Here is a 21,296-nt window from a genome sequence, read left to right on the forward strand (position 1 = left end):
GTCTTAATAATAGCTTTTTCCTGGAACAATGAGGTCTTGTTTCTCCGCATTGCATACCGCATAACTAAAGCCCTTCTGAATGGCATAAGCTCCGTATTCTCCTTTTTTATTGATTGCCAGAAAGCCAACTTGTACTTGTTTCGCATTTTCAGGCTTTTTCTTAATAATGCGCATCACAGCTTCTTTACAAGCTTCTTCGGGGCTGAGGCCCTGACGCATCAATTCGACAACCAGAAAGCTGCCTACATTCCGGATTACTTCTTCGCCTACACCGGTTGAAGTTGCACCACCTACTTCGTTATCTACATATAAGCCGGCGCCTATAATAGGACTATCGCCTACACGGCCATGCATTTTAAAAGCCATGCCGCTGGTTGTACAGCCGCCAGAGATATTTCCTTTGGCATCAATGGCTAGCATGCCAATGGTATCGTGGTTATATTTGCCGCCCGGGCGGTTAGTTCCGTTTTCTACATTCATTACCGGGCTATATTTGGCGGTTTTGAGCCATTCTTTCCAGGCCTTTTCGGCTTTAGGTGTTAACAGTTTTTCCTTTTTCATGCCCTGTTCAACGGCAAATTGGGTAGCGCCTTCACCAACCAACATGACGTGAGGAGTTCTCTCCATCACCATGCGGGCAACGGAGATGGGGTGGGCTATGTTTTCCATTGCAGCAACCGAGCCACAGTTACCAAATTCATCCATAATGCAGGAGTCAAGTGTAACGTGACCGTCTCTGTCGGGGGTACCGGTACGACCAACAGTTCCGTTGGTAATATCTAATTCTTCGGGCACACGTGCGCCCGCTTCAATGGCATCCAGCGCACGGCCACCTTTTGAAAGCGTTTTCCAGGCTTCTTTATTGGCATAAACACCGAAATCCCAGGTAGATATTACGATTGGAAATTGTTCTTTACCTGTTTTTTGACGGGGAAGTATTTCAGCAAAACTTTGTTTATCGAGTAATAGAAGGGAAGCAGACGCTGCTCCGGTTTTAATAAATTTTCTACGGTTGAACATATATTTTTTAAGTGGTTATTCCAGAAAGGGTAAAATCATCTGCATCCTGCAGGAAAGGGAAATTTCTTCTTATTTTGACGAGCTCTTCATGGCCAATGCTAAAAGTATACAGGTCTTCATCTTCAGGCTTGTAATAAACCGTATTGCCGAGCGGATCTATGCACATGGAATGACCACTGTGGTACACTTCTTTCCCATCATGCCCAACCCGGTTTACGCCAATCACGTAGCTTTGATTTTCTATAGCTCTGGCAGGAATAAGTGCTTTCCAATGCGCGGTCCTTTTGTCGGGCCAGCTGGCTACGATAAGAAGAATATCATATTCTGCATTTTTATTGCGGAGCCATACCGGAAATCGAAGGTCGTAGCAGGTAGACAGACGAATTTTCCAGCCCTTTAGTTCTACAATGACTTTCTTTTCTCCTGGGGTATAGTGTTTATTTTCTTCTCCCATACCAAAAAGATGGTGTTTGTCGTAATATTGATAGTTTCCTTCCGGAAGCATCCATATTAAACGGTTATAATAATGGTCGTTTTCCTTGATTATAATACTACCGGTTACAACGCAATCATATCTTTGTGCAGTATTTTTCATCCATTCCATGGTTCTTCCATCCATTTCTTCAGCCAATGCTTCTGCATTCATGCTGAAGCCTGTACTGAACATTTCGGGAAGAACGATGAGGTCTGTTTTTTCCTTAACCCCTGAGGATAGTCTTAAAGATAAGTTTTGAAGGTTCTTTTCTATGTTTTCCCAGAAAAGATAGGCCTGGAAAACAGTGATCTTTAAGTTGCTGATGTTCAGGTAATCTGGTTTTTCCATGTTCTAATTAAGTAAAGGAATTAAATTATAAGGTGATTAATCTTTCAACGGCTTTTTCGAGCGTTTCTTGCTTTTTTGCAAAACAAAATCTAAGTACATGGTGGTCTGTGTTGTGCAGATAAAAAGCAGAAACAGGGATACTTGCTACTCTAAAGTCCTTAATTAAGCGGATGGCAAGCTCAGTATCCTTTTCATCACTGATCCGGCTGTAAGTTACACATTGAAAATAAGAACCGGAACAAGGGAGAAGGTCAAACCTGGTATTTTGAAGCAAAGCGCGAAATTTATCGCGTTTTTCCTGGAAGAAGGAAGGAAGACTGTTGTAGACTTCTGCATCTTTAAGATATCGGGCAATAGCGGCCTGCATTGGCGTATTTACACTGAATACATTAAACTGATGGATTTTTCTGAATTCCTTCGTGAGCGATTCAGGTGCAACGCAATAGCCCGTTTTCCAGCCGGTAGCATGTAATAATTTACCAAAAGAAGCGATGATGAACGAACGTTCTCTTAACTCCGGATACAAAGCGATGCTAAGATGTTTGCGTCCGTCATAGATCAGGTGTTCATAAACTTCATCGCTTAAGATCAGGATATCGGTATTCCTGGTGAGTTTTATGAGTTCTTGTATGTCTGTTTCAGATAAAATACTGCCAGTGGGATTATGTGGACTGTTCAGAATGATCATTTTGGTATTCGCGCTAAAAAGCTTCTTAACCATGTTCCAGTCTATTTCATAGTTGGGCGGTGCCATCTGATAAGGCTTCACCAGGCCGCCCAGCATTTTTACAGTTGGGGCATAAGAATCATAGGCAGGCTCAAAAATAATGACTTCATCGCCAGGGTTAATACAGGCAGTCAAGGCAGTAAAGATGGCCTGAGTACCTCCAGCGGTAATGGTTACTTCTGTATCGGGGTGATAATTTGCATTATATAAGTCATTAACCTTTTGTGCAACCAGCTCTCTTAAAATGGGAAGTCCGGTCATAGGGGCATATTGATTCTGACCGCTTTTCATTGCTTCATTAACGAATTCAATTAATTTAGGGTCGCAATCGTAATCTGGGAAACCCTGGGACAGGTTAATGGCCTGGTGTTCTTCGGCCAATTTAGACATGACTGTAAAAATAGTAGTGCCTGTTCCGGGTAATTTTGAATGGATAGATATCATGTACAGCGAAAATAGAAATAATTTTAGGCATTGAACAATGTAAGAACGGTAAAATTTGAAAATCAATGTGTGGAGTTTTCAAAAAAAACAATAATTTCAACCATGACTTTTAAGACAAAAGAAAGTAAACTGTTATTGGTTTTGGGTTCTTTTTTTGTAGCCAATGCTATATTATCTGAATTTATAGGCGTAAAAATATTTTCGGTAGAGGGAACTTTAGGAATTAAACAATTCGATATCAATTTGCTTGGTGTACCGAAATTATCCTTCAATATGTCGGCAGGTGTATTAACCTGGCCTTTTATATTTATAATGACAGACATCATTAATGAGTATTTTGGAATCAAACAAGTCAGATATCTGTCAATTTTAACAGCTGTTCTTATAGGGTATGCATTTTTTATTGTCGGTGGCGCGATGCTTTTAGATCCTTCTGATTTCTGGGTGAACCAAATTATTAATGGGAGGAATGTGAATATGAATGATGCTTTTGCAGGCATATTCGGACAGGGGATGTGGATCATTGTTGGATCTATTGTGGCGTTTTTGGTAGGGCAAATGGCAGATGTGATGATCTTTCATAAAATTAAGCAAGTAACGGGAGAAAGGGCTTTATGGCTCCGATCTACAGGGTCGACGTTAATTTCACAGTTGATTGACAGTTTCGTGGTGATCTTTATTGCTTTCTATTTAAACCCTCAATATCATTGGAGCTGGCAGATGGTGGCGGCAATTGGACTTGTAAATTATACCTATAAATTTATTGTGGCTATTCTGATGACACCCATGCTTTATGTGGTTCATGGCATCATTGATGCTTACCTCGGTAAGGAGCTGGCGCATAAACTCATTAAAATTGCCGGTAGAAATTGAGCTTTCTATTTTTTACCTTTGCGCAGAATTGAAATATTTTAGAGATGAAGTCAGAGATTGTTAAGATCCAGCAAGCTATAACGCCCTTAAGAAAAGAAATCATTAACCATAAAGTGTATTCTGTCATTAATGATATAGAAGACCTTAGGGTGTTTATGGAATATCATGTTTATGCGGTATGGGATTTTATGTCCCTGCTTAAATCTTTGCAAATTGGTTTGACCTGTACCCGGGTTCCCTGGTTTCCGGTTGGTTCAGCCAATACCAGGTCTTTGATCAATGAGATTGTGGCAGGTGAGGAATCTGATATCGATGCAAACGGAGATAAAAAAAGCCATTTCGAGCTTTATCTTGAAGCAATGGTGCAGTGTGGTGCTGATGTAACTGAATTTGATCGTTTTGCAAATACACTTAAAGGCGGTTTATCGATGTCTGATGCCTATATTGTAGCAGAAACTCCCGAAGCAGCAAGGCATTTTGTAGATTACACGTTTAGCGTAATTGAGGGAAATAAAGCCCATGAGCAATCCAGTGCTTTTACATTTGGACGCGAAGATCTGATCCCTAATATGTTCTTCTCTATCATCAATGACTTGAACAAGAAGTTTCCTGAGCAGATTTCCATATTTAAATATTACCTGGAGCGGCACATTGAGGTAGACGGAGATCACCACAGTCACCTGGCTTTGGAAATGACTGCTGAACTTTGCGGGAATGATCAGGTACGCTGGCTGGAAGCAGAAAAGGCTGCTTTAGAATCTTTAAAGAGGAGAGTAGAGTTGTGGGATGGTGCTTATGAGCAAATCGTAAAGAATAAAACTATGACATTGGTATCGGGAAATTAAGATTTTCCCCCCGGTGAGACCGGGGGGAAACATAAAACAAAATCTTATTCCGCTTCTTCGTCTACTACTATTTTGATCTCATGGTCTGAAACGGTGATCAATCTGTCTTTGTAAAGACCTCCAATCACTTTTTTAAACGCATTTTTGCTCAGTTTAAAGCGATCGTAGATGTCATCGGGCGAACTCTTATCGCCTAAATGGATAATACCTCCACAGGCTTTCAGTTCTTCCAATATGATGTCTTTGTTGTCCAGGATATGCCCGTATCCCATGGGTTGCAGGCTAAGGTCTATTTTGCCATCAACTCTGATTTTTTTAACCCAGCCTTTTCTAACTTCTCCTGGGTTCAGTTCGTCAAACAACTCATTGGTATATAATAAACCAATGTATTTATTGTCTATAATTGCATTGAACCCGAGATCAGAGCGGTCTACAATCAATAAACTCACTTCATCACCTTCTTCCAGGTCAATGTCTTCTTCCTCAACAAAATTGGTGAGGCGGGAGGAGGCAACCATACGGTCATTATTGTCGTCAAGAAATACATACACTACGTGTTTGTCTCCCTTAAACATAGGTCTTTTTTGTTCTTTTTGAGGTACGTACACATCCTTGTCAATGCCAAGGTCCATAAATACGCCATCTTCTCCTTCATCTACCACCGTTAAATAAGCAAAATCTCCTACACAGGCGAGAGGTCTTTTTGTGGTGGCCAGTAGACGGCCGTCCTTGTGTACATACACAAAAACAGAAATGTTTTCGCCAGTTTCAGTATTTGGGGGAACCTGATTATAAGGCAGTAAAACCTCTTTATCTCCGTCGGTTAGAATTAATCCGTTTTCGGTTTTATTGATGATCCTTAAATCGTTGTATTGTCCAATTGATATCATTTTGTTTGTTGTTAAGCCATCTTCTTCAATGGCTGGGTATAATATAATAGTGCAAAGGTAATAAACTAAAGGCCCTTTATACGTTTATCAAAAACAAAAGATTTGGAATCGAGTAGTTTGATGAGTTTAAAATCGGTGTGCAGAGGATTCAGCAGATAGTTGTATTCTCCATCAATTATAGAAGAACAGACCTTCAGGACAGGAGAACGACCCTGTTTTATCCAGTCTTCACCCATAGCTTGGGTTAAAGGCATATGTTCAAAATCAGTCCAGTTAGATGGCAAAGAACTATACTTAACGTCCAGAATAAGAAGGTCATCTGGAACTTCGATGGTCATCACCCTGAAATTCGAATTTAATCCGAGCTGGTTTCTGTGCACAACATTTTCTAAACAGGCAAGGGAGATAGAGCCGGATGTATAAATCATGTCTGTTTCGTTTGGATTCCACCTTGCAGCTCGTCCTGAGGCGATAAGGGCAGTGGCATATTTAGCCAATGTAATGCGGTAAACACGCATATCAGGCTAAATCACCAAACTCAATTCTGATCAGTTCTTCTTCAATCAGGCTTATTCCGGTAATGGTATCCATCAGGTCAAAAGGGACCTGGTTGCCAAGACCGTAAGAAGGCATATTGAGCCACTGATGAAAAGCCTGTCCGGAACCAAAAACCTCCATACCCTTATCAAATAAGGCAAAAGACTTTAATAACTTTTCACTTAAAGCCGCATCCAGCCTTAAATCATTGGTGGCGTAATTCTGAATGGTTTTAACCGTAGTTTTAAAAGTTTCCTGGAATTCTTCTTTTGAAAAACCAGATATAGAAATAAAATCCAGTGCTGCTTTTGCTGACAAGCCTTTTTTTGAATTGGTGAGCAAACTGATTTGGTTCAGATAATAGGGCTGATAAGTCCCCATAACCTCAAGAACACTATTTATAGTATTTTCAGAGTCGTTTTTATAAGATTTCGCTGTTTTCTTTGCCATGGATGCTCCATTTCCTTTAACTGAAATAAAGATACGGAAAAATTTCCAGTTTTATTGGAAATTTTTCCGTTATAGAGGCTAGCTATCCTGTACAGCTTCATTCAGGTCATCAGAGGCCTTTTTAACATCCGATTTAGCTTTATCTGCTACATATTCTGCTTTCTTCTTTACTTTGCTAACGATTTCGTCTTTTGCATCTGAAGCTTCATCGAGTTCATGGCTAAATTTTCCTTTTATACTATGTAACTTGTCTTTTACGGTTTCGGCTAAATCACCAGCTTTATCAGAAATCTTTCCTCTGGTATTTTCGCCGCTTTCAGGGGCGAATAATATTCCTACCACTGCTCCAACAGCAAGCCCGGCCAGTAGAGCCACAATTGGCATTGATGAATCTGTTTTACATGAGGCGCAGTCTGATAATAGTTTCTTGAATTTCATAGTTCATTGTTTTGGTATAAAACACACTAAGGCTGATAGTGTTTTAAGAAAATTAAAAATTACCTTTGCGCAATCCATTCCCATTGATGATTACAAAAAATAAACACCGGATCTTTTTAAGTCTTTTTTTCTTTATTTCAGGTTTTACCTTTGCTACCTGGGCTTCCAGGATTCCCACCATTAAAAGTGCCTTTAACTTTAACGAAGCAGAACTTGGTTCGGCTTTGCTTGCCTTGCCCATAGGTTCTTTGATCGGGCTGCCTATTTCGGGATGGCTGGTTTCCCGGTTCAACAGCAGGGTCCCATTGGCATTTGGATATGGTTTAAATACTATAGCATTAGCCTTAATTGGTTTTGCACCTAATACGCTAAGTTTGATTGCGGCCATGGTGATGTTTGCTTTTACGACGAGAATCTTCAATATCTCGGTAAATACACAGGCGATTGCACTTCAAAAACAATTTGACCAAAAAATAATTGGATCCTTTCATGGATTCTGGAGTACTGGTGGTATTGCGGGAATAGCATTTTCTACTTTTTTATTGGCGTTGAATGTAAGTTTACAACTTCATTTTATGATTGTGGGTGCGATGGCTTTAGCCGTAACCTGTTACTCTTATCGCTTTTTATTACAAAACGACAGAGCGAAGAGTGGAAATAAACTGGTCATCAGTAAGCCCGATCCTTATATATTATATCTGGGATTAGTGGTTTTCTTTGCTGCTATTTGTGAAGGTGGTATGTTTGACTGGAGCGGCATCTATTTTCAAGAGGTGATTAAAGTGAAGATATTTACTTATGGTTACCTGATCTTTATGACTTTTATGGCCATGTCGAGATTTGCATCAGATCTGATCATTGTACGCATCGGTATGCCTGCAACTTATATTATGAGTGCTGTATGTATTGTATGTGGTATTTCAACGGCCATTATTTTCCCCCATTTCTGGACAGCAATGGCTGGCTTTTCGTTAGTAGGATTTGGTACCGCAGCTGTTGTTCCAATGTCTTACGCGCTTGCAGGTGCCTCCAGAAAATATTCTCCAGGGATGGCGATCTCTATCATCACGACCTATACTATTACAGGAATGTTACTGGGGCCACCAATGATTGGATATCTTGCTCATGCCTTTAATTTAAGAGTATCCTTTATTATTTTCGGCCTTTGTGGTTTAATGCTTGCTCCAATTTCTCAGCTGTTTTTTAAATACAAGAATTCACTGGAGAAATCAGATTCATAGGTTTAAATTATTATCTTCAGTTTAATTTATCTTTAAAAAGATGTGTTTTTGTTTATAATTCATAATATGAATTATAAACAAAAATGAAGCAATAGTGCATTTTGGTCGCAGAATTGCTAGCTGGAAGCTATATTACTTAACGTTTGATCCGTACCCTATGCCACGCTGGACAAAAATCTTATTCAAAACATTAGGCGTGATTATCGCTTTAATTGTCGTGATCTTCACTGCCCTTGGATTTTATGTGAATTCTCATAAGAAAGAACTACTGTCGTCTATCACTAAAAAATTGAATGAAAATTTAAATGGAACCTTGACGGTGGGTGACATGGACCCCACTTTTTTTAGCGGTTTTCCAGGAATTTCTCTTACACTGAAAAATGTGGTGATGAAGGATCTGCAATGGAATAATCATAGGCATACGCTGCTGGATGCAAAAAGATTCAATGTAGCGGTCAATGTGATGGCCTTATTAAAAGGCACCATAGAAATTAAAAAGGTCAGTATCAATGATGCTGCTGTTTATCTTTATACAGACAGTACAGGTTACAGCAATACATCAATATTTAAAAAGAAGAAAAAAGAAGAACCTAAAAAAGACAATAATGAGTCTTCGGCAGAGATTAGAAAATTTGCACTTAATAAAGTAAGTTTCGTCCTTGACAATCAAAAAGGGAACAAATTGTTTCAGTTTGATGTTGATGATCTGGATGGAAATATGGAATATCCTGATTCTGGTTGGAATGCCAGTCTTAAGTTGAAGACTTTGGTAAAAAGCCTTGCATTTAATACCCAAAAGGGGTCATTTATTAAAGACCGTCTTTTGGAAGGACCTTTTGCTGTCCACTACGATAAGAAACATGAGCAGATCGTAGTTGCACCCAACAGGTTAAAGATTGGAGAAGAGGATTTTATCATTGGTGCTAAATTTGATGTAGGAGAGGGCCCTGCCAATTTTACCATCAACATCGAAGCTCCGGCCATTCTATGGAAGAATGCATCGGCACTGCTTACACCCAATATCAGCAAAAAACTAAACATGTTTAACCTGGAAGCTCCAATACATGTAACTTGTGATCTTATTGGTGATATGGGAGCTGGAGGAGATCCAAATATCCGTGTAAAGGCACGTGTTAGAAAGAATATACTGACCATCCCTGGTGGAGAAATCCAGAACTGTAATTTTGATGGCGTCTATACCAATAATCATGTTCGTGACCGGGGGTTTAACGATGCAAATTCTTCGGTTATCCTATACCGTTTTGCAGGAGATTATGCTGGCATGCCTTTCAGTATCGATACGGCGGCAATTGTTAATTTTGAAAGGCCCGTAGCAAAAGGCGTCTTTAAATCCAACTTTGATATTACAAAGATGAACAATGTGATAGCGGACAACTTACTGAAATTCAAAAAGGGCACTGCTCATGTAACTTTAGCTTTTAAAGCAGATGTAGTTAATTTTCAGCTCACTAAGCCCTATGTTCAGGGGCTTGTGGATATTAAAAATGCGGATGTAGATTATGTGCCAAGAAAAATCAACTTTAAGAACACGGCCATTTCTCTGAATTTCACAGAAAAAGATCTCTTTATCCGCAATATCCGCCTGCAGAGTGGTAAGAGTATCGTAAATATGGAAGGCTCAATACAAAACTTTCTGAACCTGTATTATAATGACCCAGAAAAGATCGTTCTAAACTGGCAGATCCGAAGCCCGCAATTGTATATAGGAGAGTTTTTGGGCTTTCTGAGTACAAGAAAACCCGTGTCAGTAAAAAGAAGTAAATCCTCTAAAACCAGTTTTTCAGATAATTTAAATGCGCTGTTTGATCAAAGCAAAGTGAATATGAATGTAGTTATAGATAAATTATATTATCTAAAATTTATGGCTACAGGCGCTAAAGCAGATCTGGCCCTTTCTGAATCTGGAATGACGATAAAAAATGCAATTGTAAAGCATGCTGGAGGATCATTAGCCGTTAATGGTACGCTCTATCAGAAGAATGGCCATAATCGCTTTGCTGTGAATGCGGTGGTGAGTAACGTAGATATTAAAAACTTCTTCTATTCTTTCAATAACTTTGGATTAACTTCTCTGACCTCCAAAAACCTGAGGGGGTATCTGTTTTCTAAAGCTAAAATTACAGGAGCCATTACCGACCAGGGAGGTATTCAGAAAAATTCAATTGATGGGAATATTGTTTTTGATCTGAAAAAGGGAGCGCTGCTTAATTTTGAGCCAATCACCAGTGTAGGCAAGTTTGCTTTTCCATTGAGAGACCTGAACAATATCACTTTCAGTAATCTAAACGGGAACTTCGATCTGAACGGAGAGAAAATAAAGATCAATCCGATGATGATCAGTTCGAGTGTTCTTAATATGAACGTGGCTGGGGTATATTCTCTGGGTAGCGGAACTAATATTGCGCTTGATGTGCCATTGAGAAATCCTAAAAAAGATACGGAGCTTGCTGCTTCAGATCGTAAGGAGAAAAGAATGCGGGGAATTGTACTTCATATTCTGGCGACAGATGGAGAAAATGGAAAGATCAAGTTCAAATGGAATAAAAATCATGAGTAGCCAATATTGCTGAATCATAAGCCAATATATCAGCACATTAGGGCCCGGGAGTTACTTAACTTAAGTTCTCAATTAACCCTAAAATTACTCTTATGAGAAAAGTTAAATTAGCATCTTTAGCGCTTTGTGCAGTGATCACTGCAATTTGTGGTTGTAAAAAAAATCAGGATTCAACGGCGAGCTCTCCGGAGCTTTTGAGTTCTGGCAGCACATTAAACACCATCCAGCCATTTTCTGTTCTGTTTAACGGAGATGCATCCAATGGGTCTGCCAATGTTTGGAAGGACATTAATATTGAGGGCACCGGAACTGTTACTACAGTAAATGACGAAACCAACACACTGACATGGAAATTTCTGAAACCCGCGAACAGCCACCGTACGGAAGGCCATGGGGCAAAGAACTATCAGGCATCAGAGGGAGATTTGATTTATATCGGCTGGACAAGTAAGATCTACATGCCGCAAAATCTCAAAACAGAAGCCATTTTTCAATGGAAATCTTACCCTACAGACGGGGCTTTGCAGAACCATCCCATCATGCTCAGAACCAAAAACGGTGCTTTGGAACTACAGCATTTTGACGACAATCACGTAGCCACTGTTCCTTGGTCTACAACGCTTTCAACCAATACCTGGCTAACTTTTGTTATTGGTATGAAAGTATCCCGCAATCCTGCGGTGGGTTATATTGAATTTTGGTACAATGGCGTCAAACAGACCCTTTCCAATAATGCTCAGCGTTTGTACTGCCGTACCCTGGATGTGAATATTTGCGATCCTAAATGGGGAGTGTATGGGGGAGATACTGATCAGGTTTCTCATTTCGTAAAAAAAATAAGAATTGCAGATACTTACCAAGAGGCTGCCCAATAAGAAATTACATGAACAATGTGGGGTTTTCAAACAATCCCACATTGTTCAAAATGTATAAATCGTGTGTTTTAAAAATATTGATGTTATTTTTTGATTATTTGAACTAAACTTCTATTTTTGTCATTCATCTGATGATATGACGACAATAATTACCAAAAGATCACTGGCCGACGAAGTAGCCGCAAGATTACAGGAACAGGTTTCTCTTGGGCATTATAAAGTTAATGATAAGCTTCCTATTGAGCCCGAGCTGATGAAGCGCTTTGGTGTCGGTAGATCGACCATCAGAGAAGCGATAAAAATTCTTGTCAATTCAGGGTTATTGCGTGTACAGCAGGGACTCGGTACCTTCGTCGAACCCTTTACCGGTAGCCGGGAACCAATGGATCAGCGGTTAAAACGGGCCGACATACACGATTTGAATGAAGTAAGACAACTGCTCGAAATGAAAATTGCAGAAAAGGCGGCAGTAAGCCGAACAGAGGCTGACATTTTAGTGATGAAACAACATCTGGCAGAAAGAAAACAATATGCTAAAGATGGTTTATTAAAGGAATGTATAGAGGCGGATATTGATTTTCATACAGCGCTGGCAGAAGCCTCTAAAAACGAAGTCCTGGCAGACTTGTATAAATCTGCTTCTGTACATGTAAAAAGATGGTTTTTTGAGATTTACAAAGACACGGAAATATTCACTCTTAGTCAGCCTTCCCACGAGCAACTTTTAAAATACATTATTGCAGGTGATAGTAAAAAAGCCTGGAATACTTCCGCAAAAATAATAGGCCAAATTTTATAATATTTTTTTATTCTTAATCATCAGATGATCTGATTTATTTTTTAGTTATGAAACCTCTTACCCAGCAAGCCGCAATGGTTGACACGAAAGACCTGGTTCAAAAGACAGTATTCTCGGTTCTTTTTACCATTAGTTTTACTCATCTGCTGAATGACATGATGCAATCGGTCATACCAGCCATTTACCCCCTGATCAAACAAAACTTCAAATTATCCTTTACCCAAATCGGGATGATTACCCTTACTTTTCAACTTACTGCTTCTTTACTGCAGCCCTTTGTTGGATTTTATACAGATAAAAAACCTCGTCCGTATTCTCTTGCTATTGCCATGGCTTTTACCTTAGCGGGTCTGGTGCTCTTATCAGCTTCAGGCAGTTTCCTAAGTTTACTGATTGCGGTCAGCATGATTGGAATTGGTTCTTCTATCTTTCATCCTGAATCTTCCAGGGTAGCCCACCTGGCCTCAGGAGGGAAGAAGGGATTGGCTCAGTCTATTTTTCAACTGGGGGGAAATGCCGGAAGTGCAATTGGTCCGTTGCTTGCTGCATGGATTGTGATACCATATGGCCAGCCTTATGTAATCTGGTTTGCCCTGGCAGCCATTCTGGGAATGATGATTTTAACCCGAATTGGTAAATGGTATAAGGAACACCTCTATCTGAAGAAAAAAGCAGCTGTGAACACTGCTGAACCTGCAGGGCCGGCATTGTCTAAAAGAAGAATATTGGTTTCATTGTCTATTCTGCTGGTGCTGATCTTTTCAAAGTATTTCTATATGGCCAGTATGACCAGCTATTTTACGTTCTATCTGATTGATAAATTTCATGTATCCGTACAACAATCTCAAATGTACCTCTTCGTATTTTTAGCTGCTGTGGCGGCAGGAACAATGATTGGTGGTCCTCTTGGAGATCGTTTTGGTAGAAAATACATCATCTGGATCTCTATTTTGGGAGCCGCACCTTTTACCTTGATGCTACCTTTTGCAAGTTTATTCTGGACAGGTATACTCGCAGTGATCATAGGTGTCATCATCTCTTCTGCATTTTCTGCTATATTGGTTTATGCAACAGATCTGGTACCTGGTAAAGTAGGCATGATTGCAGGTTTATTCTTTGGCTTTGCCTTTGGAATGGGGGGTGTAGGCTCTGCATTTTTAGGCTGGATGGCCGATAAGACGAGTATCGAATATATATTTAAGATCTGTGCATTTCTACCTTTGATTGGTATCATTACTGGTTTCCTGCCAAATATTGAGCATCATGTAAAATCAAAGAGTTAGTCTAGAGACAAGGTTATACCTCGCTCGGTGTTAGTTGTTCGATGATCCGGTCTTTTAGCGCCGATTGTTCGGTAAAAGTACCTGTTTACCTAAGTTACGGCGCAGGAGCGGCGGAGAAGCGGCGAACCTATATGAAGCCAGGTAGCAAATTGTCCTTTGTCTAGTTATATGTTTTTTAAATGTTTACCTGCGTGTTTATTAGGATATTTTTTTTAGATCAATCTATTCCTTAGATTTAGTTTCTAAATCAATCCGAAATGAAGAAAATCATGTATGTCTTGTTGTGTGCAGGCGCATTTGCGGCCTGCAAGCAACAGAACAAAAACGGTAATGGAGAGGAGAATAAGAACTTTTCCAAACTTTGCGACCAATATTATGAAGAGGGTTTGAAGTTATTTCCTCTTAATGCAACTTATGCAGGCGATGATAGATACAATGATCTGCTGCCTAATGATGGCTCCGTTCAGTTTATCAATGAAACCAAGAACTATTATACCAAATATCTCGACAGCCTGAAAGGGTATGACCGCGAAAAATTGAGTGAAAATGACAGGCTTTCCTATGATGTTTTAAAAGACCAGTTGCAGGTGAGCTTGGATGGCTTGAAGTATCACTTTGAATATCTGCCATTTAACCAGATGTTTGCACTGCCACTCACATTTGGGCAGCTAGGATCCGGTACCGGTGCCCAGCCATTTAAAACGGTTAAGGATTATGACAACTGGCTGAAACGGATCTCTGCATTTACTGTATGGGCAGATACGGCCATTGGTAACTTTAAAAAAGGAATACAGACCGGAATAGTTCTGCCAAAAGCATTGGTGGTAAAGATGTATCCCCAAATGTACAGTATGGTGGTCAGCGATCCAAAGCAAAGCCTTTTCTATGGCCCTGTTGCTAACTTTCCAAAAGATTTTTCAGATGCAGACAAAAAACGACTCACCGATTCTTATAGCAAAGCCATTTTAAATGAAATTGTTCCTTCTTATAAAAAGATGGGTGATTTTCTAAAGAATGAATATCTGCCAAAAGCCAGGACAACTTCCGGTCTATCTGCTTTGCCTGGTGGTAAGGCTATGTATACCTACCTGGTTAGACAACAAACCACTACGACTAAATCGCCGGAAGAAATTTACCAGACTGGTTTGAAAGAGGTGGCAAGGATTAAAAATGAAATGGACAGCATCAGAAATAAAGTTGGTTTTAAAGGAGATCTGCATGCCTTTTTTGAATACATGCGGAACGATCCTAGATTTATGCCCTATAAAACACCTAAACAGGTTTTGGATGCTTTTGATGATATCCACAAACGAATGGAGCCAAATTTAAAAAAGATGTTTAACCATGTTCCAAAAACTCCATTTGAGATCAGGCAAACAGAGGCCTTTAGAGCAGCTTCTGCAAGTGCGGAATATAATCAGGGCTCTGCTGATGGAAAAAGACCTGGTATTTTTTATGTACCAATTCTGGATGCGACCAAGTTTAATATTACCTCCGGAATGGAATCTTTATTTCTTCACGAGGCCATTCCAGGGCATCATTATCAAATTTCACTGACCCAGGAGAACACCAGCTTGCCCAAATTCCGCAGATTCGGAATGCATAATGCTTATGTAGAAGGATGGGCCTTGTATTGTGAGTCTTTGGGTAAAGAACTTGGGTTGTATACTGATCCATATCAGCATATGGGCGCCTTGGGTGATGAAATGCACCGGGCCATTCGTTTAGTAGTTGACGTGGCCATTCACACTAAAAATATGACCAGGGAGCAGGCTATTAAGTACATGATGGATAATGAGGCTATTAACGAACAGGGAGCAACAGCAGAAATTGAGCGGTATATGGGCATACCGGCTCAGGCCTTAGGCTATAAGATAGGAGCAATGAAAATCCGGGAGCTGCGCAACAGGTACGAAAAAGAACTTGGTGCAAAGTTTAACCTGGCAGAATTTCATAATCAAGTGCTTAAAGACGGCTCGTTGCCACTGAGTGTATTTGAAAATAAAATGGATACCTGGGCCAAGACACAACAATAAGCTTTCTTTATAAACAGATATTGCGGTCATCCCGGTTTTCCGGAGATGACCGTTTTAATTTAAAAATATGCAGTTAACTTTTTCTTAACCAGGAGGAACATCAGAGTTAAAATGATAAGCCTATACTTGGGCTGTAAACTCACAATGCAACTCATGCAAAAAAAAGTTCATGTTGTAGAAGACGACGAAGACATCAGGTTTATTATTGAATTTACATTACAGGATGCAGGCTATGACGTTAGTGTTTCTGCTTCTGCTTATGACTTTAAAAAACATATGGTACACCACCATCCGGATCTTATTTTGATGGACATTCGGTTGCCCGATGGGGATGGACTACAACTCTGTAAAAATCTAAAACAAGAAAGGGGCACACAGGAAGTTCCCGTTATCCTGATGTCTGCTCATTTTCCACAGCATGAAATGATTGATCAGTACTTCGCCAATGACTTTTTAAGTAAGCCATTTGAGTTGAAAACCTTATTAAAGAGGATAGGAGATCATATTTAAGGGATTTTTGTTTTTAGTTAAATATCTTTATATGAGGTAGTTGGTAGTAAATCACAGTCTTGCCTGAAAATAATATCTACTATTTTAGTAGAATTAATTGTTTTTTCAAATTTCATTTCTATCTTTGACATTAATTATTGAAAATAACGCAGTCATACCTGATATGAAAACAACAATTAGAATCTATTTTTCCATGCATGACCACCCTAACAGGTGCGTGGAAAACTGTTGTTGTTGCAGGTGTTGCATGTGTTAAAAACACATTTTTTTTAAGGGTCAAAATTTAAATTTTACGGAATAAAAAACAGCTGTACGAACCAACAGCTATTGATTTGGGATGTCCTGATGTCCCCCGGCATTTAGTAACCGGAATATTATGGTGGTCATTTATTCAGGCTTGCTGTAATAAAGGGGGATATCGGGACTGAACAAATACCATCTCTAATTAATCACCACCATTAATTAGTTGATTTATAATGAAGAAGTAACCTTGTGTTACTTCTGGAAAATCCCCAGCAAGGGCAAAATTGTTCAAACTGGAGCTATCAAATAGTGTATAAATTAACATGTAATAATTAAGATGATGAAAATTAAAACCTATCCAACCGCAACTAAACTATTCGCAGCCGTATTACTACTGGGTGGTCATACCTTTGCTGCCGGACTTAAACCTTTTCCTAAAGAAGGCATCTGGCGTGGCGAATTCAATGTCAGTGAATCGAAGGTTCCTTTTAACTTCGAATTTAAGGGCAAAGATCCCAAGCACGCCGTGTTAACACTCTTGAACGGTAGCAGGAGAGATGATTTTCATGTAGAACGAAGAGGAGCAGATTCGATCTACGTGAAAATGAATACCTATGATGCTGCGCTGGTTGCAAAAATTGAAGATAACGGCACGCTGACCGGAGAATATCGTAGTCTGGTTCCTGGATTTCGTGGCAACTCCCTTCCTTTTGTTGCAGAACCCGGAAAAAGCTACCGTTTTGTAGAACCAGGAAAAGATGTTAAACCTGCTCACGACATCTCCGGTAAATGGGAGATTAAAACCTACACTAAAGAAGCTGTACCTGCCTCCATTGCCTTATTAAAACAAACTGGCAATAAACTTACCGGTGTAATTATGACCGTAGTAGGTGATACCCGGGAATTGGAAGGAACTGTGCAAGGTAATGAATTTCAATTGTCAGGCTTTACCGGCCCTAGCCCTTTCATTATTAAAGGAACCATTAATGACGATAACAGCATTAGTGGTGAGCAGGGTTTCGGAATCTATAAGAACCTGAAGTTTGACGGCATCAAGAATGACAAAGTCGAACTTCCTGATCCGTACAAACTCACTTTTCTCAAAGAAGGCTATAAAAAACTGGACTTCACATTTCCAGACCTTAACGGTAAGCGGGTTTCGCTGAGCGACGATAAGTATAAAGGTAAAGTAGTGATCATAGAGACTATTGGTACCTGGTGCCCAAATTGCACAGATCAAACTGTATTCCTCTCACCCTGGTTTAAAGAAAATCAAAAAAGGGGTGTAGAGGCGATTGCGATAGGCTTTGAGCAAAAAGATGATCTGGATTATGCTAAATATACACTGGGTAAACTTAGAGATAAATATGATATCCAGTATGACATTCTGTTTGGAGGTATAGCCGATAAAAAAGTAGTGGCTGAAAAACTGCCCGCACTCAATAAATTTATTGCATTTCCAACCACAATTATTATTGATCGTAAAGGAGAAGTCAGAGAAATCTATACCGGCTATACAGGAACTGTAACCGGAAAGTATTTTGAAGAGTATAAAGCAAAATTCAATAAAGTACTCGACGAACTGATTGCAGAACCTGTTCCTGCAGTAAGCGCTTCCGCTTCATCTGCTGCCACAGGAAAATAAATAAACCTACTCAAACCAAAATATATGAAAACAAGAATTATTGGGCTATTGTCCCTTGGTCTGGTCACACTGACCACATCTGCGACTTATGCGGATGACCACGCACCTTTTATTAAACAAGGCATCTGGCGTGGTGTCTTCAGGATCAGTGAAAACGAAGTACCTTTCAACTTTGAGTTGAAAGGTAAAGATCCGGAGCACGCTGTTTTTACATTGATCAATGGGACTCGTCGCGACGATTTCCATGTAGAGCGACTAGGCAAAGACTCTCTGTTTATTAAAATGAATACCTACGACGCTGCACTGGTTGCCAAAATAGAATCTGATGGAAAAATCAGCGGCGAATATCGCAGTTTGGTTCCGGGCCTTCGCGGCAATTCCCTGCCTTTTACGGCAGAAGAAGGTAAATCCTACCGTTTCGTTGAACCGGGAAAGGATATTGCACCAGCGGCAGATCTTACAGGCAAATGGGAATTTAAAGGTTTTTCCAAAGAGGCGGTACCAAATAAAGTAGCGATTTTAAAGCAAGTGGGCAATAAAATTACCGGGGTGATCATGCAAGTTACCGGTGATAGCCGGGAACTGGAAGGTACTGTACAGGGTAATGAATTTGTATTATCCGGTTTTACTGGTCCAAGTCCTAAAATCTACAAAGGACACATCAATGAAGATGGTACGATTTCAGGAGAGATTAGCCAGGGGATTTACGATAACCTGAAATTTACCGGAGTTAAAGATGCTAAGGCCGAACTTCCAGATCCTTATCAGCTTACACACTTAAAAGAAGGTGTTAAAAAATTAGACTTTACTTTTCCTGACCTTAACGGAAAGCCAGTATCCCTTACGGATCAGAAATATAAAGGTAAAGTGGTAATCGTTGAACTGGTAGGTACCTGGTGCCCGAACTGCACAGACCAGACCGTCTTTCTTGCCCCATGGTTCGATAAAAATAAGGACCGTGGTGTAGAAGCCATTGCCATTGGTTTTGAGCAAAAGGATGATCTTGAGTATGGAAAATATGTTTTGGGTAAACTCCGTGATAAATACAAGATCAAATATGATATTCTTTTTGGAGGTCTCGCCGACAAAAGACTGGTTGCAGATAAACTTCCTGCTTTGAATAAATTCATTGCTTATCCAACCACAATTATCATAGACCGCAAGGGAGAAGTTAGGGAAATTTATACGGGCTTTACAGGTAAGGTAACCGGAAAATATTATGATGAGTATGCTGCAAAGTTTAACAAAGTTTTAAATGAACTCATTGCTGAACCTGTACCAGACGCTGATTACTTCAACGCACAATCTAAATAAATATAAAATACAGACCACAATTTTATGAAATCAACGAACCTTAAAAACCTCGCAGTTCTACTGCTTGCAGGTAGCATTTATGCCTTTGCACCCTTCAAAACAGTTTCTTATAAAGTAGACAGCCAAAGCAGTAAACTCAATTGGCAAGCGAAGAAAGCGACCGGTGAGCACAGCGGCACCATAGCCGTTAGCTCAGGAACACTGAATGTAGAAAATAATGTTTTAAAAGGAGGCAGTTTCGAACTCGACACCAAATCCATTACTGTAACTGATGTAACCGATGCGGAAACCAATGGTAAGCTCCTTGGTCATTTGAAAAGTGATGATTTCTTTGGGGTAGAGAAATACCCTAAAGCCAATTTTGTTATTACTTCTGCCAAACCATTGACAGGAGGGCAATATGACATCAAAGGGAAGCTGACCATCAAAGGTGTAACCAATGAAGTTTCATTCCCTGCCACAGTTAAGGTAGACAACGCTAAACTGACGGCCAATGCAAAGATCACTGTAGACCGGAGTAAGTATGGAATCAAGTTCAGGTCAAAAAGTTTCTTCGAAAACCTGGGTGATAAACTGATCTATGATGATTTCGATCTGAATGTCGCACTGGTGGCCAATAAGTAACTGAATTGTATAAAGAAGCTGCCCAATGGGCAGCTTCCTTGTTAAAATCCGATATGAAAGGAAATAAAATAAAAATCTTTACTGTTTTAAGTTTGCTGGTCTTCACCATGACAGTTGGTTTTCAGGCAGACGATCCTGCCGAAATCAACAGTAGGGAAAGATTAGGAGAGAAATTGTTTTTTGATCCTATACTTTCCAAAGATCAGAGCATTAGCTGTGCGTCCTGCCATAAGCCAGAATTTGCCTTTGCAGATAGCTCTGCTGTAAGCCTGGGTGTCGGAGGTACAAAGGGAGCCAGGAATACGCCGACAGTAACCAACCTATCAGGACGTTCCCACCTGTTTTGGGATGGCAGATCAGCCTCACTGGAAGAACAGGCCTTGCAGCCGATCATTAACCCGGTTGAAATGAACCTTTCTGCTCAAGAAGCTCTGGAAAGGCTCAACAGCAGCAAACTCTATGTAGAATTATTTAAAAAGGTATTTAATTCCCTTCCGACCGAAAAAAACATGTTACAGGCAATTGCCGCCTATGAACGTACCCTGGAAACCTCTAACAGCCCATATGACAGATACATTAACGGCGACGACCATGCCATTTCTCCTGCAGCCATCCGCGGACGGATGTTGTTTATCGGAAAAGCCAACTGCAACACTTGCCATTCCGGAGAAGATTTTACAGCCGACCGTTTTAAAAGTATTGGCTTATTTAATGGCAAAGAGCTCAATGATGCCGGAAGGTATGAGGTCACTAAAAATACAGAACATATAGGCGAGTTTAAAATACCCGGCCTCAGAAATGTAGGCGTAACCGCACCATATATGCATAATGGTATGTTTAAGACCCTGAAAGAGGTGATCAATTATTACAATGCACCAGATGACGTGGTTAAAAATGGTAAAAACAGAGACCTTGCCTTAAGCAAGCCCCTTGACCTTACTAAAGACGAAATCAACGACCTCGAGGCTTTTTTACTTTCTCTGACAGATGATCGGTTTGTGAAAAAATAGCCTCTAGAATACTCCAGCAATTGGCTTCATTTATACACCACAATTTACCTGGAAACAGGTGAACAGGAGCCTTTATGTCCAAACCTAAACC

20 protein-coding genes are annotated in these 21,296 nt (G+C 40.0%); 13 read left to right on the forward strand and 7 right to left on the reverse strand.

What is annotated here, in order from left to right:
• Positions 1 to 3: 3 nt before the first annotated feature.
• Genes R2S08_RS11675 through R2S08_RS11685 form a run of 3 tightly spaced genes read right to left on the reverse strand, consistent with a single transcriptional unit; the run spans position 4 to position 3,014 of the window.
• Positions 4 to 1,020 carry a N(4)-(beta-N-acetylglucosaminyl)-L-asparaginase gene (locus R2S08_RS11675; RefSeq protein WP_316835343.1) on the reverse strand — a complete coding sequence of 339 codons (1,017 nt, stop codon included), beginning with the start codon at positions 1,018 to 1,020 and terminating at the stop codon, positions 4 to 6.
• Positions 1,021 to 1,027: 7 nt separating this feature from the next.
• Positions 1,028 to 1,843, reverse strand: coding sequence for a nitrilase family protein (locus tag R2S08_RS11680; RefSeq protein WP_316835344.1), 816 nt, complete (start codon positions 1,841 to 1,843; stop codon positions 1,028 to 1,030).
• Between the two features lie 25 nt (positions 1,844 to 1,868).
• Positions 1,869 to 3,014: a methionine aminotransferase gene (locus R2S08_RS11685; RefSeq protein ID WP_316835345.1), complete on the reverse strand. Its 1,146-nt coding sequence runs from the start codon at positions 3,012 to 3,014 to the stop codon at positions 1,869 to 1,871.
• Between the two features lie 102 nt (positions 3,015 to 3,116).
• Here R2S08_RS11685 and R2S08_RS11690 point away from each other — a divergent pair, with 102 nt between their 5' ends.
• Complete coding sequence (locus tag R2S08_RS11690; RefSeq protein WP_316835346.1) at positions 3,117 to 3,887, forward strand: queuosine precursor transporter; 771 nt, start codon at positions 3,117 to 3,119, stop codon at positions 3,885 to 3,887.
• Between the two features lie 44 nt (positions 3,888 to 3,931).
• Positions 3,932 to 4,732, forward strand: coding sequence for a DUF3050 domain-containing protein (locus R2S08_RS11695; RefSeq protein WP_316835347.1), 801 nt, complete (start codon positions 3,932 to 3,934; stop codon positions 4,730 to 4,732).
• Between the two features lie 44 nt (positions 4,733 to 4,776).
• On the opposite strand, the gene R2S08_RS11700 is transcribed toward R2S08_RS11695, so the two are convergent.
• From R2S08_RS11700 to R2S08_RS11715, 4 genes are all read right to left on the reverse strand, one after another.
• Positions 4,777 to 5,622: a S1 RNA-binding domain-containing protein gene (locus R2S08_RS11700; RefSeq protein ID WP_133778391.1), complete on the reverse strand. Its 846-nt coding sequence runs from the start codon at positions 5,620 to 5,622 to the stop codon at positions 4,777 to 4,779.
• Positions 5,623 to 5,687: 65 nt separating this feature from the next.
• Entirely contained in the window at positions 5,688 to 6,140 is a 453-nt protein-coding gene (locus R2S08_RS11705) for an RES family NAD+ phosphorylase (RefSeq protein WP_316835348.1), read from the reverse strand.
• Between the two features lies 1 nt (position 6,141).
• Positions 6,142 to 6,609, reverse strand: a complete 468-nt coding sequence (locus tag R2S08_RS11710; RefSeq protein WP_316835349.1) for an antitoxin Xre/MbcA/ParS toxin-binding domain-containing protein — start codon at positions 6,607 to 6,609, stop codon at positions 6,142 to 6,144.
• Positions 6,610 to 6,687: 78 nt separating this feature from the next.
• Positions 6,688 to 7,047 (reverse strand): YtxH domain-containing protein, encoded by a 360-nt coding sequence (locus R2S08_RS11715; RefSeq protein WP_316835350.1) that lies wholly within the window; start codon positions 7,045 to 7,047, stop codon positions 6,688 to 6,690.
• Positions 7,048 to 7,133: 86 nt separating this feature from the next.
• Here R2S08_RS11715 and R2S08_RS11720 point away from each other — a divergent pair, with 86 nt between their 5' ends.
• From R2S08_RS11720 to R2S08_RS11770, 11 genes are all read left to right on the forward strand, one after another.
• The gene (locus R2S08_RS11720) at positions 7,134 to 8,288 is read left to right on the forward strand and encodes an MFS transporter (protein WP_316835351.1); all 1,155 of its coding nucleotides are present in this window, start codon (positions 7,134 to 7,136) and stop codon (positions 8,286 to 8,288) included.
• 157 nt (positions 8,289 to 8,445) lie between these two features.
• Entirely contained in the window at positions 8,446 to 10,866 is a 2,421-nt protein-coding gene (locus tag R2S08_RS11725) for an AsmA-like C-terminal region-containing protein (RefSeq protein ID WP_316835352.1), read from the forward strand.
• A 92-nt stretch (positions 10,867 to 10,958) separates the two neighbouring features.
• Complete coding sequence (locus tag R2S08_RS11730) at positions 10,959 to 11,741, forward strand: heparin lyase I family protein (RefSeq protein ID WP_316835353.1); 783 nt, start codon at positions 10,959 to 10,961, stop codon at positions 11,739 to 11,741.
• Between the two features lie 136 nt (positions 11,742 to 11,877).
• On the forward strand, positions 11,878 to 12,540 hold the full coding sequence (locus tag R2S08_RS11735; protein ID WP_316835354.1) for a FadR/GntR family transcriptional regulator: 663 nt from the start codon (positions 11,878 to 11,880) through the stop codon (positions 12,538 to 12,540).
• A 47-nt stretch (positions 12,541 to 12,587) separates the two neighbouring features.
• On the forward strand, positions 12,588 to 13,823 hold the full coding sequence (locus R2S08_RS11740; RefSeq protein WP_316835355.1) for an MFS transporter: 1,236 nt from the start codon (positions 12,588 to 12,590) through the stop codon (positions 13,821 to 13,823).
• A 257-nt stretch (positions 13,824 to 14,080) separates the two neighbouring features.
• The gene (locus tag R2S08_RS11745) at positions 14,081 to 15,859 is read left to right on the forward strand and encodes a DUF885 domain-containing protein (protein WP_316835356.1); all 1,779 of its coding nucleotides are present in this window, start codon (positions 14,081 to 14,083) and stop codon (positions 15,857 to 15,859) included.
• A gap of 153 nt (positions 15,860 to 16,012) precedes the next feature.
• Complete coding sequence (locus tag R2S08_RS11750) at positions 16,013 to 16,369, forward strand: PleD family two-component system response regulator (RefSeq protein WP_166643952.1); 357 nt, start codon at positions 16,013 to 16,015, stop codon at positions 16,367 to 16,369.
• Positions 16,370 to 16,949: 580 nt separating this feature from the next.
• Complete coding sequence (locus tag R2S08_RS11755; RefSeq protein ID WP_316835357.1) at positions 16,950 to 18,257, forward strand: TlpA disulfide reductase family protein; 1,308 nt, start codon at positions 16,950 to 16,952, stop codon at positions 18,255 to 18,257.
• Positions 18,258 to 18,281: 24 nt separating this feature from the next.
• Positions 18,282 to 19,571, forward strand: a complete 1,290-nt coding sequence (locus R2S08_RS11760; RefSeq protein WP_316835358.1) for a TlpA disulfide reductase family protein — start codon at positions 18,282 to 18,284, stop codon at positions 19,569 to 19,571.
• Positions 19,572 to 19,595: 24 nt separating this feature from the next.
• A complete protein-coding gene (locus R2S08_RS11765; protein WP_199080196.1) occupies positions 19,596 to 20,195 on the forward strand; it encodes a YceI family protein in 600 nt (199 codons plus the stop codon).
• Between the two features lie 53 nt (positions 20,196 to 20,248).
• Positions 20,249 to 21,205 (forward strand): cytochrome-c peroxidase, encoded by a 957-nt coding sequence (locus tag R2S08_RS11770; protein WP_316835359.1) that lies wholly within the window; start codon positions 20,249 to 20,251, stop codon positions 21,203 to 21,205.
• Positions 21,206 to 21,296: the final 91 nt, after the last annotated feature.

This window comes from Pedobacter nutrimenti (assembly GCF_032678445.1).
GTDB classification, from domain to species: domain Bacteria; phylum Bacteroidota; class Bacteroidia; order Sphingobacteriales; family Sphingobacteriaceae; genus Pedobacter; species Pedobacter nutrimenti_A.

What these genes read in the sequence shown, in the direction of transcription:
- R2S08_RS11720 (WP_316835351.1), top strand. Translation starts at nt 7,134, where the DNA reads ATGATTACAAAAAATAAACACCGGATCTTTTTAAGTCTTTTTTTCTTT.
- R2S08_RS11770 (WP_316835359.1), top strand. Translation starts at nt 20,249, where the DNA reads ATGAAAGGAAATAAAATAAAAATCTTTACTGTTTTAAGTTTGCTGGTC.
- R2S08_RS11735 (WP_316835354.1), top strand. Translation starts at nt 11,878, where the DNA reads ATGACGACAATAATTACCAAAAGATCACTGGCCGACGAAGTAGCCGCA.
- R2S08_RS11725 (WP_316835352.1), top strand. Translation starts at nt 8,446, where the DNA reads ATGCCACGCTGGACAAAAATCTTATTCAAAACATTAGGCGTGATTATC.
- R2S08_RS11750 (WP_166643952.1), top strand. Translation starts at nt 16,013, where the DNA reads ATGCAAAAAAAAGTTCATGTTGTAGAAGACGACGAAGACATCAGGTTT.
- R2S08_RS11730 (WP_316835353.1), top strand. Translation starts at nt 10,959, where the DNA reads ATGAGAAAAGTTAAATTAGCATCTTTAGCGCTTTGTGCAGTGATCACT.
- R2S08_RS11765 (WP_199080196.1), top strand. Translation starts at nt 19,596, where the DNA reads ATGAAATCAACGAACCTTAAAAACCTCGCAGTTCTACTGCTTGCAGGT.
- R2S08_RS11760 (WP_316835358.1), top strand. Translation starts at nt 18,282, where the DNA reads ATGAAAACAAGAATTATTGGGCTATTGTCCCTTGGTCTGGTCACACTG.
- R2S08_RS11680 (WP_316835344.1), bottom strand. Translation starts at nt 1,843, where the DNA reads ATGGAAAAACCAGATTACCTGAACATCAGCAACTTAAAGATCACTGTT.
- R2S08_RS11745 (WP_316835356.1), top strand. Translation starts at nt 14,081, where the DNA reads ATGAAGAAAATCATGTATGTCTTGTTGTGTGCAGGCGCATTTGCGGCC.
- R2S08_RS11755 (WP_316835357.1), top strand. Translation starts at nt 16,950, where the DNA reads ATGATGAAAATTAAAACCTATCCAACCGCAACTAAACTATTCGCAGCC.
- R2S08_RS11700 (WP_133778391.1), bottom strand. Translation starts at nt 5,622, where the DNA reads ATGATATCAATTGGACAATACAACGATTTAAGGATCATCAATAAAACC.
- R2S08_RS11710 (WP_316835349.1), bottom strand. Translation starts at nt 6,609, where the DNA reads ATGGCAAAGAAAACAGCGAAATCTTATAAAAACGACTCTGAAAATACT.
- R2S08_RS11705 (WP_316835348.1), bottom strand. Translation starts at nt 6,140, where the DNA reads ATGCGTGTTTACCGCATTACATTGGCTAAATATGCCACTGCCCTTATC.
- R2S08_RS11675 (WP_316835343.1), bottom strand. Translation starts at nt 1,020, where the DNA reads ATGTTCAACCGTAGAAAATTTATTAAAACCGGAGCAGCGTCTGCTTCC.
- R2S08_RS11740 (WP_316835355.1), top strand. Translation starts at nt 12,588, where the DNA reads ATGAAACCTCTTACCCAGCAAGCCGCAATGGTTGACACGAAAGACCTG.
- R2S08_RS11690 (WP_316835346.1), top strand. Translation starts at nt 3,117, where the DNA reads ATGACTTTTAAGACAAAAGAAAGTAAACTGTTATTGGTTTTGGGTTCT.
- R2S08_RS11715 (WP_316835350.1), bottom strand. Translation starts at nt 7,047, where the DNA reads ATGAAATTCAAGAAACTATTATCAGACTGCGCCTCATGTAAAACAGAT.
- R2S08_RS11685 (WP_316835345.1), bottom strand. Translation starts at nt 3,014, where the DNA reads ATGATATCTATCCATTCAAAATTACCCGGAACAGGCACTACTATTTTT.
- R2S08_RS11695 (WP_316835347.1), top strand. Translation starts at nt 3,932, where the DNA reads ATGAAGTCAGAGATTGTTAAGATCCAGCAAGCTATAACGCCCTTAAGA.